The following is a 13,844-nucleotide window of genomic DNA, read 5'->3' on the forward strand; positions in this document are numbered from 1 at the left end:
ATTCATGCGCTTTCTCTCACTTTCTTGACAAAACGTTCGATTAAATGGGGACATTTTTGTCCATTGAGTTCTACTCCGGAAGAAACGTCAACACCATCGGGACGATAATGACTGATCAAAGCGGAAACGTTTGCGACAGTCAATCCTCCAGCGACAAAAAGAGGCACAGTTCCCAACCTCCGGCGAAATTCCGGGATACACCCCCAGTGGAATACCTGACCCGTTCCCCCTAGTTGTCCGGCGCGATAACTGTCCAGCAGTATGGCATCTACCGCACTACCATACCGTTCGATCATATGATCATCCGCATTGTTTCGCACGCGCCATGCTTTCCAAACTTCCTTGCCTGTCATTTCTTTCAAAATACGGCACAATTCCGGACTTTCGTCACCATGCAACTGATAAACGGATAAATTCGCTTCCTGCCCGATCCGAACCAATTCATTCAGAGGGGCATTCACAAATACGCCTACCCTCTTGATATATTCCGGAATCCCTTCGCCAATGGCCCTCGCGGTTGCCGCATTCACTTGTCGCTTACTACTCGCAAAAACAAAACCGAGGTGGGTGACCGATTGATGAACCGCAGCTCGTGCCGCAGCGTGATCCATAATGCCGCAGATTTTGATCTTCACTGACATGGCGAACCTCCGAGCAATGTTTTGATCGCATGCTGTATCGATTGTGCACGCATTAGCGATTCACCGACCAAGATCGCTTTGGCTCCTGCGTTACGGACAAACTCAACATCCGCGTATGAACTGATCCCGCTCTCCGATACGAGGAATGTGCCTGGCGGGATACAATCGGCAAGTCTCGCCGTCGTGTGAAGGTCAACCGTAAAATCGTGCAGATCCCGGTTATTCACACCGATGAGAGTCGCTCCAGATGAGAGAGCGCGATCCAATTCCCTTTCATCATGCACTTCCACGAGCGCATCGAGCCCAAGGCTCTCAGCAAGCCTGCGAAAATTGCGCAACTCTCTCTCTGATAACACCGCTGCGATGAGAAGAATCGCATCGGCCCCTATGAGACGCGCTTCATAAATTTGACGCTCATCGATGATAAAATCCTTACGCAAAATTGGAAGTTTAACCGTTTGACTCACATTTGTAAGATATTTCGGGCTTCCTTGGAAGAAACGGACATCAGTCAACACGGAAATGCAAGCCGCACCGAACGCTTCATACTGCGACGCGATGTGGACCGGGTCAAAATGTGCGGCAATCACACCTTTAGAAGGAGAGGCTTTTTTCACTTCTGCGATCAATGCTACCGGTCCCCCCGCTTCTTCTAACGTTCGACGAAAACCGCGGGTGGAAGGAAGCGATGCGATCTTTTTCTCAACATTCCCCAGTTGGAACGTCTCGGCGAGACGTTCCAACTCTTGCCGTTTCACTGCGATAATTTGATCCAAAATCATCATGCCAACTCCTTCTGCGCCACGTATTGCTGCGATACTTCACAAAGATGTGAAAGGAGAGCGTACGCACTGCCGCTATCGATCGCCTGCTCCGCCATTCGCACGCCGTGCTCTAATGTTTCTGCTTTTCCCGCTACGTAGATGCTTGCGGCCGCATTCAGAACAACGATATCCCTTGCTCCGCCGGGCTCTCCTTTCAATACGCGGCGAATGATCTCCGCATTTTCCTTCGGTAATCCGCCTCGTACAGATCGTAACGGATGACGTGATAAGCCCAATTCTTCGGGGGTGACCGTATATGTCACTATTTCTCCGTTTTTCAACTCTGCGACAAATGTTTCTCCCGTGATCGTGAATTCGTCCAAGCCGTCACAGCCATGGACGATCAGCGCATGTTCCGAACCCAGTAAACGTAATACGTGAGCAACTTTTACAGGCAAATCAGCGGAAAATGTACCGATCACCTGCCTTTTCGCACCGGCCGGATTCGTCAGCGGTCCTAAAATATTGAATACCGTGCGAAATCCCAGTTCTTGGCGCGGTACCGCAGCGTATTTCATCGCTTGGTGATACAAAGGTGCAAACAAAAAGCAAATGCCCGTTTTCTTCAGACATGCCACTGCTTGCTCCGGTGTTAACTCTATGGCAACTCCCAATTCAGAGAGTACGTCCGCACTCCCGCTTTGGCTGGAGACCGCTCGATTCCCGTGCTTTGCAATCGGTACGCCCGCCGCTGCAGCTACAAACGAGGCGGCTGTCGAAATATTAAACGTCCTTGCACCATCTCCACCTGTACCGCAAGTATCGACCAATCCCTCAATTCCCGTTTCAAATGAAAAGGAAAGGCTTCTCATCGTTTTCGCAAAGCCTGCGATTTCATCGGGAGTTTCCCCTTTGACACGCAGGGCCGTGATGAATCCCGCGATTTGTGCGGGTGTGGCAAGACCGGTCATGATATGTTCCATGATCGCTTGTGCTTCCTCGAAGGACAGGTGTTTCCCGTCAATGAGCTTGTTCAGCGCTTGTTTCATCATCTTTCTCTCGCTCCTCTCATCTTCACTCGACTCGTCTCTACTCACGTGAACGGACGCTGGAACCTCATGGAGTCGTAGCCAGTACATTCTGCCAATGAATGTATAGAAAAAGTCAGAGCGATCGCCCTGACTGAAACATTCAAAGAGTATGACAAAATATAAGAACCAGATGTTCTTATGCTCTCATCTCACTCAACTCTGCTCGTCTCAGCCTGGCCTTACTCACTGATCTACTGAACCATCATAGAATCCACATATTTGGACTCTCCATTTCTTACAAAAGAGTGTAACCCGTATGCTCGAGATCGTCAAGAGCTCTCTGATTGAATATGCAAACGTATAAGTATTTTTAGTCAGATGACACTCATATCTTGTTGACGAGATCCGGGCGTAACACAGTTGCCCCTCGCAAATACACATGGTGAATTTCACTTTGCGATTTCACCGTGTTCACATGCATGAGAACGCGGATACAACGAGGAAGAGAACCTGGAACGGGCATCTCAAGCGCACACATGACGGGAACAAGCTCCCATCCTGCTCTTCCCCTGATCACACGTGCGGGGAAATCCGCGTTCAAGTCTGAAGTTACCGTTACCATGACGGATGCAACGTCATCAGGTACAAGATGATTGGCTTCGATCATTCGCGAAACCAGCTCCTCGGTAGCGGAGATGATCGCTTCGGATGTATTCGCTTCGACAGTAGTCGCCCCGCGCACTCCTCGTACCATCATGAAGCTCTCTCCCTTCGTACGTCGATCGAATCAATAACTGATTGAAGAGGCACGTCTTTCACAATAGAAACACGCCCTATGTCTTCGGCAATAACAAACGTCAGTGTCTTACCGATTGCTTTCTTATCTTGACGCATAAAAGAGACTAATTCATTCGTGGACAACGAAGCCGGAATATGAACGGGCAATCCCGCCTTTAGAAGGCAACGCTCCGTTCGAACCAAGTCTTGACTCGATAAGTAACCGAGCCGCGAAGATAACTCGGCGGCAAAGGCAATTCCTATGGAAACCGCCTCTCCGTGTGTGAAGACTCCGTATCCCGCAAGACCTTCTATTGCGTGCGCGAGCGTATGTCCGTAATTTAAGATCGCTCTCAATCCCTGCTCTTTTTCGTCCTTCGCGACGACGGCCGCCTTGATCGCGCAGGATCTTGCCAACATATCCACGAGAATGGCCGAATCCAACGACAACATCTCCTCCATGTTCCGCTCGATCCAGAAGAAAAATTCACGATCCCAAATTAATCCGTGCTTGATCACTTCAGCAATCCCTGAACGGATTTCCCGTGGAGGCAATGTACGCAGGGTATTTACGTCATATAATACGAATTCCGGTTGGTGAAATGCGCCAATAATATTTTTCCCTCGCGGATGGTTGACAGCCACCTTGCCGCCTACAGCACTATCATGTGCTAGGACGGTCGTCGGGACTTGAACGAATGAGATCCCGCGCATGTATGTAGCCGCGACAAAGCCAGCCAAGTCTCCTACCACCCCGCCTCCTAATGCGATAATAGTCGATCGGCGGTCGAGCCCGGCGTTAAACGCGGCATCATATAACCGTTCAGCCTGGTCGAGGTTTTTTGATTCCTCACCAGGTGGCACTTCAACAACGGTGACTGAATATCCACTTTGCTCGAGCGACTCTTTCGCCACTTCGAGGTGGCCCGCCTTGCTCACATGTTCGTCCGTCACCAGTAGAATGTGAGACGTCTCAGACAAATCCGCCCGTCTCATCTCCTCCCCCAAAGAGCGCAAAACTCCATCCCCTATGATGATCTCATATCCGCGCTCCCCCAAATCGACTCGCAACCTTTTCACATCGTCCGTCATCGTGCTCTCACCGCCGACAAATAACTTTCGTAATTGCGTTTCATTTCTTCCAGCGAATCTCCGCCAAACTTTTCACAGAATGCCTGGGCGATCGTCCAGGCAGTTACCGCTTCGCCTACTACCGCTGCTGCAGGCGCGGCACAAACATCTGAACGTTCGACCGTCGCTTCATACTTCTCTTTTGTTTTCAAATCGACACTGCGCAGCGGTTTGTAGAGTGTTGGAATAGGTTTCATCGCCGCGCGCACGATGATTGGCTCACCGTTCGAAATTCCTCCTTCGATACCTCCCGCACCATTCGTTTCGCGATAAAATCCACGTTTTTCGTCATAGAAGATCTCATCATGTACTTCCGATCCCACTCTCCTTGCTGCATCAAATCCCAGACCGATTTCCACTCCTTTGATCGCCTGGATACCCATCAATGCGCATGCCAAACGGGCATCGAGCCGCCGATCGGGCATCGAGTAGGAACCAAGTCCAACAGGTACACCTGTCACTACAACTTCGAATATCCCTCCGAGTGAATTGCCCTCCTTACGCGTTCTCTTAATCAATTCAATGATTTCCTGTTCCTTGACAGGATCCGCGACGCGAACTTCCGACTTCTCTGCTCTTGCTGCGATCTCTTCGATACTTCCTTCAAGAGGTCCCACTTGAATCGGGCCAATTTCGACCAAATGGCTGTAAATACGAATATTAAAAATTTCCAACAATTGTCTCGCTACTGCCCCGACGGCAACCAGTGTCGCCGTGTTCCGTGCGCTTGCTCGTTCGAGCACATTTCTCACATCATCGTGTGCGTATTTCAAAGCGCCTGAGAGATCCGCATGACCTGGCCGGGGCTTGGTGACAACAGCCAGATCAGCCGGAGGTTCCCCTTCAACAGCCATCCGCTCTTGCCAGTTCTTCCAATCTTTATTGATGACATGCAGGGTTAGTGGAGAACCCAACGTTTTCCCAAACCGCAGACCGCTTGTAATTTCCACGCGATCCGTTTCGATTTTCATTCGGCCCCCCCTGCCGTATCCTTGCTGGCGACGCCATAACTGATGGTTGATCTGGTCGGTGGAAAGCGGCACATGGCTCGGCAACCCTTCTATGATCGCCGTTAATTCCGGTCCATGAGATTCACCGGCAGTCAAATAGCGTAGCATCAATCGAATCCCCTTTCCATCTATGCAGTTCGGTTATGATTTGTCTATAAAACCGAACGACGATTCTTTCTCAATACTGTTATACTGTACAGCACGAAAATTCAAGATATTGTTGTACATTATATATCAATCTTCTAATTAAAAAAAGAGCTAATTCTCCATATAGAAAAAGCACTTCCTTAAGGAAGCGCTCGCTTTAAAACTTCTATCCCCAATTCAATCGTTCGTTCCATATCCGCAAGTGACACCATTTGTGATGGGGAATACGGATAGCGTAAAGGTACTGACAAGGCGGCTGTCGGAATACCGCCCTGTGTCAAGTGAACCGCTCCCGCATCACTTTTTCCCTGCGGTGAAACTTCCATTTGGTAAGGAATGCCGCACGCCTCCGCACAGGCCTTCATCTTGCGACGAATCTCCGGTGGAACGACGATCGTGTCATCGAGAACTTTGATCGCCGGACCCTTTCCCAGTTTCACCTCGCTGCGTTCCGCTCCGGGAGTATCTCCCGTTACAGCAGTGCCGATGACGAGAGCAAAATCCGGTTCAATCCGATATGTTGCAGTTTTGATACCGCGGGAACCGACTTCTTTTTGTACGGAAAAGACGATGTATAGGTCATGATCCAGCACACCGATACGCTTGACTATTTCCGTCAATATGACACAACCCACGCGGTTATCGAGAGATTTACCTATGATTCGCTCGCCGATGATCTCCGGCGGCGTGTGTTCGATCACAGCTGAATCTCCGATCGCGACGGTTCGCAAGGCTTCTTCAGCGTTCGATGCACCTATATCGATAAACAGTTCCGTACATGTCACATCTTTTCCTGACGTCTGCTCCGCACCGATGATTCCTTTCACACCATTGGTAAAACGGACACGTTCCCCGATCAAACGCACAGGTTCGATAGTACCAATCGGCACAAAACGCCAAAAGCCGCTTTCTTCCACGTGAGTGACCATAATCCCACGCTCGTCCATGTTAGCGGTAAGCATCAGTCTGCCGCTTTGCGGGTTGGTTCCTTTCTTCCATGCGATGAGGTTTCCCAATACGTCCGTATGTATTTCATCCACAAAAGGCTCGATTTCTTTTTTTAGTTGTTGAAGGAGTGTGCCTTCCGCACCTGAAGGGGCCACCGTCTGGCTAAGTTGCAGAAGCAGCTCGTTATTCATAAGCGAACCTCCCCTTTCTCAATCGCGCGCAGAAACGCTTCCACTAATCGAACGGTATGTTCATAATCATCAAGATTGATCACTTGAGCAGGAGAATGGATATAACGTGTCGGTACGGAAATCGCACCCACCGCTACTCCTTCCCTGATATTATGAATACGTCCCGCATCATTTCCTCCTCCGGAAACCCGTCGGAACTGATAGGGAATGTTATGATTCTCCGCCGTACGAATGATCGCTTGCAGAACCGCACGATTTGCGATGGTTGAAGCATCGATGACCGAGAGCGCAGGACCTTGACCCAAGACGGTACCCTGGCCATGAGCCACCGCATCCACGGCGTCAAAACAGACGGTTGATTCGAGTACGAGGGCAATGTCCGGCTTGACGGCATATGTGGCAGGTCCGACACCCCGGAGTCCGATCTCCTCTTGCACGGTAAATACGAATGAGAGTGGCAACGCAAACGATTTTTTCAACGTTTCTATCATGATCGCACATCCCACTCGATCATCGAACGACTTTGCTTTCGCGATGCGCGGGGCGATTTCTTCATACTCGGTCGTAAAGACGGCTACATCTCCCAGTTTCACGTATTTCTCCGCATCCTGACGGCTCGTTGCACCGATGTCGATAAACATATCATCGATTGCGAGAGGCTTATCCCTTTCCGCACCGGACTGGAGATGATAGGGTTTCGCACCGATCACACCATAGATTTTCTTTTCACCGATCCGTAGCGGTTTACTCACCAGAACACGCGGATCCACGCCTCCGATCGGCCGAAAACGCAACATCCCCGTCTCTTCAATATGTACGATCATAAAGCTGACTTCATCCATATGGGCGCAGACCATGACCTTCGGGCCTTCGAGCGAACCGTCTTTCTCCGCGATCAAGTTTCCCATGGAATCGGTATAAACCCGATCCACGTGATCCTTAATTTCCTCATATATGATTTGCCGGACTTCATCTTCGAAACCGGACGGTCCCATCGCTTCCGTTAATTTTTTAAGTAACAACGTAACCCCTCCACGAACGAACGGTCTATGGATGCAACGAAATGGGCAAGAAGCTTTCCGGTCATTTCAATATCGGCGAAGTTAACCGTTTCCACTGATGTATGCATATAACGCAAAGGAATGGATACGAGGCCTGAAGGTATGCCCCCTTGAGTCACTTGAATTGCCCAGGCGTCCGTTCCGGTTGACGCCTGTGTAAGCTCGATCTGATGCGGAATGCGAAGATCCTCGGCGACATCGAGAAAACGCCGATGGATATTTCTATGGATATTGGGACCGAAACAAATGGCCGGGCCTTCTCCGAGGATCATCGATTGATCGGGAGCTTGCCCGGGGAGCTTGCCGAAAGTCACATCCACCGCGATCGCGAGATCCGGGTGGATGCCAAACGCAGCCGTCCCCGCCCCCCGCAATCCCAGTTCCTCCTGTACCGTAGTAACCATATAGACATCCGCTTGTACACGAAGGCGTTTCATCTCTTGCAAACAGACAAACAACGCCGCTACACTCGCGCGATTATCGAGCGATTTTCCCGCGATATAACCGTTTTGAAGTTCCATGGGACGACGATAAACAGTCACGCAATCACCAAGTTCGACATATTCACGAACTTGATGTTCGGGCATGGCGAGATCGACATACAGGCTTTCCAGCGGAATCGCTTTTTTGCGCTCTTCAGCACTGGTCAAATGAGGTGGTTTCGAACCGACAATTCCGCGTAGATCCCCTTTTTTCGTATGGACGGTCACTTCTTGAGCCACAATCGTACGCGCGTCGACTCCCCCCAGATTCGCCACTCGCAAATAACCGCCCTCCTCAATCTTTGTGACGATGAGACCGATCTCATCCATATGCGCGGCGATCATGATTCGAGGTCGATCGTTCGCCCCTTCCCCCTGTACACAGGCGATCAATGATCCTAATGGATCCACACGAATATCGTCGGTAAAACAGGAAAGTACGTCCCTAATCTTGCGGGCGACTCGTTGTTCATGACCGGATGGGCCCGCAAGCTCAAGGAGTTCAAGCAGTATCCCCTTGGCATCCATTGTTTCATTCATCTTTCCTGCCTCCATCACTGTCCATCATTTTCCTCCGATTCCCCACGGTTTAACATGCGCATGGCCAATCGCGCATTGCGTGCATAAAGAATCTCGCCGATTGCGATTGCAAGTAAAGTGGGAATGACGCTTTTTTCCCATACGGAACCATTCGGTTGTAAGGGCAAAATCGCGGTAATACTGACAGAAAGAGAAATTGTCAAACCTACGATCATAAAAAAAGCGTAAGCAAACCAATCGTAAATCTCCCGCTTGAACAATTTCGCTTTAAACATATTGCGAACGCCCCAAGTATAAAAGAGATAACTGCTTCCTAATATAAGGAAGAAATCCAACATCCTCACTTCGCCCCCATTTCTGGTAACGTATACAATCACGCCAATCGCGTGGAGATACACACACTAACTTAATCTCCCAATTAAATTCACCATATCGGCAGGTAACGGGGCATTCCAGACCATCTTTTCCTTCGTACGCGGATGAATGATCCCCAGAGTTCCCGCATGTAACGCCTGACGTTCTATAAAGGCCGGCTCTTCACGTCCGTAGAGGAAATCGCCGAACAGCGGGTGTCCTATATGGGACATATGGACGCGTATTTGATGAGTTCTTCCCGTCTCCAAACGTAACTTCACCCATGTCGCATCGGCAAAACGGTTGACCACGCGATAATGGGTAACGGCAGGGCGGCCTTCTTGCATCACTTTCCGTTTCTGCGGATGTTCCGGATCGAGTCCGATCGGGGCAGAAACCGTTCCTTCGTCATGTGTCATTCTCCCGTGCACGATCGCATGATATTCGCGTTCTAGATTATGGGAAACAAATTCCTTCGCGACCTGTTGATGGGCAAAATGGGTCTTTGCGATCAATACCAGACCTGAAGTATACTGGTCGATCCTGTGAACGGGTCGAAAGCGTACTTTTTCTCCGCGCATCATCCAATGATAGACCGCACCGTTCGCCAATGTACCCGTATAGTGTCCGCGCGTCGGATGTACGATCATCCCCGCCGGTTTATTCACGACCAACAAATGATCATCTTCGTACACGATATTGAGTTCGATCGGTTCGGGTAAAATGGCGTCAGATGCTTCCTCTTGCGCATACAACTGCAACAGATCGTCACACTTCACGCGTGAGCTGAGAAAAGCGGGGAGACCGTTAACCCGCACCCCTTGAACGCTCACAAGTCGACGGATCAGACGCCTGGAAAGACCCAAACGGTTCTGTAAAATCTGGCGAACCATCTTTCCTTCATCCCGGACTTCACAGCGATAACGGATAATTTCTTTCAGGTTCTCCATGTCATCTGAAGCTCACCATACTTTACGGGGAACCGTTTTTTTTCGAACGATGTTCGGAGCGTCTTCATGTTGATGTTCAAAAATATCTCTTGTCTGATCCCGACGGTCATGCTCAAGCAGACGTCCGCAACGGCAACAACGATCAGCATTCATTTCATTTAATTCGTAACAATCACTGCAACGGATCTTCATGTATGGTTTCCCCTTCTATGACATCGTATGTTCTGCACCATTGAGTACGAACGATGTTGTAATGTTGGCATTTAAGGAAGCGGATGCGGAACAGTATTTTTCTTTTGATAAACGAATCGCCCGCTCCACCTTGTCCGGTGTCAAATCATGACCATTGATGATATAACGGAGATGGATGTCCGTATACCGCTGGGGATACTCTTCCGCTCGTTCCCCGTCGATCTCGATCGTAAGAGATTCGACGTGTAACCGCATCTTTTCTAATGTACTGACGATATCGATCCCTGTGCAACCGCCAAGACCTGCCAACAAAAGCTCCATAGGCCGTGCCCCTTGATTCTCACCGCCGAAATCGGGACTCGCATCCATGACGATTGTATGGCCTGACGCCTCCCCTTTTGCGGAAAACTTCCGCTTTCCTTGCCAATCTACATGCATTTTCATCTCGATCAACCTTTCCTTTATGCGATGCCTTCACGGCGTGCAATTTTTGCTATTACTTTACATTCTATCTTATAAATTATATTTTTCAATCGTGTGTCACGTATTATTCCCATCCTCTCATTCTGAGAAACAATGTGTATCCGAAATGAGACAGTCATGGTGAATTGACTGATGTAAGAACTGCATCCGCCAACCCCCCTTGTTAAAGTTCTATATATTTTTGGCTTGTGGAGTGGTGTAGTATTAGACGCGACTTATTGGAATCCTCCAATGAATAATACAAGTGAATTTCCGCAAAAATAATGATCAAACATGATTGTACTGTAAGGTGAGATAAAAATGAGATTACTAACTTTGTTAGACATTCAAGGTCATATCATAGAACTTTGTGGTTCATATTTTATTTCTAGCTCTCGTCTCCACGAAAAAACGAAAGATATTTATAACGTATTTAAATCGTCCCATAATCATTCAATCGACAATAGCGACATTAATCAAAATGCATTTTTAGAATCATTCATAAAGCAATCGATTGCTACTAAAAATGGTTTTATTTTGGTAGCCATCGGCATTCTTTTCCTAACAATCAGAGATTTTATGTCTTATTATTCAGTCGGGACGAAAATAGAATTCAAAGGATCATTACCGATATTAGTTGTATTGTTTATCTCAATTACATTAACGATTATTACCTGTGTTTCAATTCGAAGACAAAGAAACAAAGCTAGAAAAGAATTGCTCTCTAAGTAATTCACATCCTCCATTTTCAGACTTCTTCTCATTGACACTGTGACGAATCTACCCATCTGTGCGTTATAAATCGGCTTACCTGACAACCAAGCAGAAATCGAACGCAGGTAAAGCCGGGCCGAGTGCCCGGTTTTTTCATGCCATTTTTACGTCTTTTGATACATGAAAGTATCATATGATTTCAACCCGTATTCACCAGGGTTAAAGATTTGTTCCGTTGAACCTACGAAAAGGATCCCCCCTTGCCTGAGCGCACCAGCAAACTTGCGATAGAGATCCGCTTTCGCTTCCTCCGTAAAATAGATAATAACGTTACGACAAACAATCAGATCAAAATCTTCCCCAAACGGATCTTCCAACAAATTGTGCTTTCGGAAAATGACCGCACGTTTTAGCTCTGGGGAAATTTCATATGTTTGCGTATCGATTTCACGAAAAAACTCATGAAACATAGGGGAAGGAATAGACTGTAATGAACGCCTATGATAGATCCCTTTTTTAGCCGTCTCCAATGCGTTCACATCAAGATCGGTAGCAAGGATTTGGATTTCTTTGAGCGGCAAGAACTGTTTCATGATCATGGCGATCGTGTAAGGTTCTTCTCCTGTTGAACAAGCAGCTGACCAAATCTTTAATTTCCGTCGACTCCGAAGAAGCTCTGGCAATACTTTCTTGCTAATGACTTCCCAACGTCCCGGGTTACGAAAAAACTCTGAAACATTAATTGTGATTCTGTCTAAAAATTCGGCAAACAGTTGTTCATCGTTTTCGATCGCTTGAAAGTATGCACGAAAGTTCGCAAATCCACGCTTGCTATAGAGGGCGGTCAACCGCCTTTCCATTTGTGGGCGTTTATACTTTCGCAGGTCTATACCTGTTTTCCGATACACCCATTCGGTAAATTGGTCGTAATCACATGAACTCAATGTTTCTTCTCCCCTAATTCTTTCTCATGATTCCTGATTACACAGGAAGGTGAAACGAAATGAAGATCGGTCTCGCTCTATCAGGAGGTACGCTACGAGGATTTGCCCATATCGGCGTATTGGAAGTCTTGCTCGATGCGGGGATCGAAGCGGATGTCGTTGCTGGTACAAGCGTGGGATCCATCGTCGGGGCCATGTACGCACTGGGATACTCACCCAACCTCATGAGCCAGTTGGTGTGTTCCTTTCCCGGTCCGAAGTTGATCGATTGGTCACTCCCTGCATGGAGCCTTGCAAAGATCGTTCTTCTCTTCCCATTTTACTATCTAGGAGTTGTCAAAGATATCTCACGTTTATTGCCCATGGGACTCATCGCAGGAGACAAACTTGAAAGTTATCTGCGGAAACTGTTCAAACTGACTCCCGTTCGCAAGCCAGTTCCTCTCTATGTGATTACAACCGATTTGTACACGGCAGATACGGTCATTTTTACAAACGATAAAAATCATGAAATGCAAAGAACGCAATCACAGCAAGTGTACTCCCAGCCCCGAACGGTCATATTGCCTATTGATGATTTGCCATCGGTTGTAAGGGCAAGCGCTTCGATTCCCGGCGTTTTCAAGCCCAAACAGATGGGGCGCCATGTACTCATCGATGGCGGTCAACGAAACAATGTACCCGTAGACATTCTGTATAATATCGGATGTCAGAAAATCATCGCAGTCGATCTGCATCGTGGTTCGATCCACTCGAATTCGATTGAGACGTTTGTTGATGTATTCAACCGGTCAATGGATATCATGATGGAAGATCTGTCAGCCCTTCGGCTTTCCAAATATCAATTTTTTCCTATAATCCCCAAGATTGAAGGGGTTACTTGGACGTCGTTCAATAAGATCGAGTACTGTCTCGAAATAGGTCGGCAAACGGCAAGAGACGCCCTGCCTGCTCTGCGCAAGTACCTACAATCCACATGATTGTGCGGAAATACCCCCTGCCTTTTCAGCAGAGGGTATTTCACTAGATCCATGCAGATACTGTCTTTTCGTAAGAGATGATCGCATCCTCGCCGAACCAGAGTCCAATTTCTCTCTGAGCGGACTCAGGGGAATCCGATCCATGAATGATATTCATCCCGACGGAGAGCGCATAGTCACCGCGGATCGTGCCAGGGGCCGCATCGAGCGGATTGGTTTTTCCCATCATCGAACGGGAAATCGCGATCGCTTGATTACCTTCCCATACCATCGCGAATACAGGGCCAGAAGTAATGAAATCAACGAGTTCACCAAAGAAAGGCTTCTCCTTGTGTTCCGCATAGTGCGCTTCAGCCAATTCGCGGGAAACGTTCATCAACTTCGCCCCGACCAATTTCAATCCTTTCTTTTCAAAACGGCTGACGATCTCACCGATTAAACCGCGTTGTACACCGTCCGGTTTCACCATGATAAACGTACGTTCCATTCTCGAAACACTCCTCATATGTAATTCCTATGTACCAT

General features: G+C 48.3%; 17 protein-coding genes. 2 read left to right on the top strand and 15 right to left on the bottom strand.

Annotated elements, in window-relative coordinates:
- Nucleotides 1–2 precede the first annotated feature (2 nt).
- The 13 genes from DNHGIG_RS18980 to DNHGIG_RS19040 form a co-directional block, all read right to left on the bottom strand.
- On the bottom strand, nt 3–641 hold the full coding sequence (locus tag DNHGIG_RS18980; protein WP_282201075.1) for a phosphoribosylanthranilate isomerase: 639 nt from the start codon (nt 639–641) through the stop codon (nt 3–5).
- Nucleotides 632–1,423 carry an indole-3-glycerol phosphate synthase TrpC gene (gene trpC, locus DNHGIG_RS18985; protein ID WP_282201076.1) on the bottom strand — a complete coding sequence of 264 codons (792 nt, stop codon included), beginning with the start codon at nt 1,421–1,423 and terminating at the stop codon, nt 632–634. Before trpC ends, DNHGIG_RS18980 begins: the two co-directional genes overlap by 10 nt.
- On the bottom strand, nt 1,423–2,457 hold the full coding sequence (gene trpD, locus DNHGIG_RS18990) for an anthranilate phosphoribosyltransferase (RefSeq protein ID WP_369414738.1): 1,035 nt from the start codon (nt 2,455–2,457) through the stop codon (nt 1,423–1,425). Before trpD ends, trpC begins: the two co-directional genes overlap by 1 nt.
- A gap of 364 nt (nt 2,458–2,821) precedes the next feature.
- The gene (aroH, locus tag DNHGIG_RS18995) at nt 2,822–3,193 is read right to left on the bottom strand and encodes a chorismate mutase (protein ID WP_282201077.1); all 372 of its coding nucleotides are present in this window, start codon (nt 3,191–3,193) and stop codon (nt 2,822–2,824) included.
- Nucleotides 3,190–4,305 (bottom strand): 3-dehydroquinate synthase, encoded by a 1,116-nt coding sequence (aroB, locus tag DNHGIG_RS19000; protein WP_282201078.1) that lies wholly within the window; start codon nt 4,303–4,305, stop codon nt 3,190–3,192. The genes aroH and aroB overlap by 4 nt, the downstream gene beginning before the upstream one ends.
- Nucleotides 4,302–5,462 (bottom strand): chorismate synthase, encoded by a 1,161-nt coding sequence (gene aroC / locus DNHGIG_RS19005; RefSeq protein WP_282201079.1) that lies wholly within the window; start codon nt 5,460–5,462, stop codon nt 4,302–4,304. Before aroC ends, aroB begins: the two co-directional genes overlap by 4 nt.
- Nucleotides 5,463–5,641: 179 nt before the next feature.
- Entirely contained in the window at nt 5,642–6,640 is a 999-nt protein-coding gene (locus DNHGIG_RS19010; protein ID WP_282201080.1) for a zinc-binding metallopeptidase family protein, read from the bottom strand.
- Entirely contained in the window at nt 6,637–7,662 is a 1,026-nt protein-coding gene (locus tag DNHGIG_RS19015) for a M42 family metallopeptidase (RefSeq protein ID WP_282201081.1), read from the bottom strand. The genes DNHGIG_RS19010 and DNHGIG_RS19015 overlap by 4 nt, the downstream gene beginning before the upstream one ends.
- Entirely contained in the window at nt 7,644–8,723 is a 1,080-nt protein-coding gene (locus DNHGIG_RS19020) for a M42 family metallopeptidase (protein WP_282201082.1), read from the bottom strand. Before DNHGIG_RS19020 ends, DNHGIG_RS19015 begins: the two co-directional genes overlap by 19 nt.
- Before the next feature lie 14 nt (nt 8,724–8,737).
- Nucleotides 8,738–9,061 carry a hypothetical protein gene (locus DNHGIG_RS19025; RefSeq protein ID WP_282201083.1) on the bottom strand — a complete coding sequence of 108 codons (324 nt, stop codon included), beginning with the start codon at nt 9,059–9,061 and terminating at the stop codon, nt 8,738–8,740.
- 63 nt (nt 9,062–9,124) lie between these two features.
- Nucleotides 9,125–10,027 (bottom strand): RluA family pseudouridine synthase, encoded by a 903-nt coding sequence (locus DNHGIG_RS19030; RefSeq protein WP_282201084.1) that lies wholly within the window; start codon nt 10,025–10,027, stop codon nt 9,125–9,127.
- Nucleotides 10,028–10,039: 12 nt separating this feature from the next.
- A complete protein-coding gene (locus DNHGIG_RS19035) occupies nt 10,040–10,219 on the bottom strand; it encodes a hypothetical protein (RefSeq protein WP_282201085.1) in 180 nt (59 codons plus the stop codon).
- Between the two features lie 15 nt (nt 10,220–10,234).
- Complete coding sequence (locus DNHGIG_RS19040; protein ID WP_282201086.1) at nt 10,235–10,663, bottom strand: OsmC family protein; 429 nt, start codon at nt 10,661–10,663, stop codon at nt 10,235–10,237.
- Nucleotides 10,664–11,002: 339 nt separating this feature from the next.
- Between DNHGIG_RS19040 and DNHGIG_RS19045 the strand changes: the two genes are divergently transcribed.
- Nucleotides 11,003–11,413 (top strand): hypothetical protein, encoded by a 411-nt coding sequence (locus tag DNHGIG_RS19045; protein WP_282201087.1) that lies wholly within the window; start codon nt 11,003–11,005, stop codon nt 11,411–11,413.
- Nucleotides 11,414–11,559: 146 nt separating this feature from the next.
- On the opposite strand, the gene DNHGIG_RS19050 is transcribed toward DNHGIG_RS19045, so the two are convergent.
- The gene (locus DNHGIG_RS19050; protein WP_282201088.1) at nt 11,560–12,339 is read right to left on the bottom strand and encodes a CheR family methyltransferase; all 780 of its coding nucleotides are present in this window, start codon (nt 12,337–12,339) and stop codon (nt 11,560–11,562) included.
- A gap of 59 nt (nt 12,340–12,398) precedes the next feature.
- Between DNHGIG_RS19050 and DNHGIG_RS19055 the strand changes: the two genes are divergently transcribed.
- On the top strand, nt 12,399–13,319 hold the full coding sequence (locus tag DNHGIG_RS19055; protein WP_282201089.1) for a patatin-like phospholipase family protein: 921 nt from the start codon (nt 12,399–12,401) through the stop codon (nt 13,317–13,319).
- Between the two features lie 43 nt (nt 13,320–13,362).
- Here DNHGIG_RS19055 and ndk read toward each other — a convergent pair whose 3' ends face one another.
- On the bottom strand, nt 13,363–13,806 hold the full coding sequence (gene ndk / locus DNHGIG_RS19060) for a nucleoside-diphosphate kinase (RefSeq protein WP_282201090.1): 444 nt from the start codon (nt 13,804–13,806) through the stop codon (nt 13,363–13,365).
- Between the last annotated feature and the right edge of the window lie 38 nt (nt 13,807–13,844).

This window comes from Collibacillus ludicampi, assembly GCF_023705585.1.
GTDB lineage: Bacteria > Bacillota > Bacilli > Tumebacillales > BOQE01 > Collibacillus > Collibacillus ludicampi.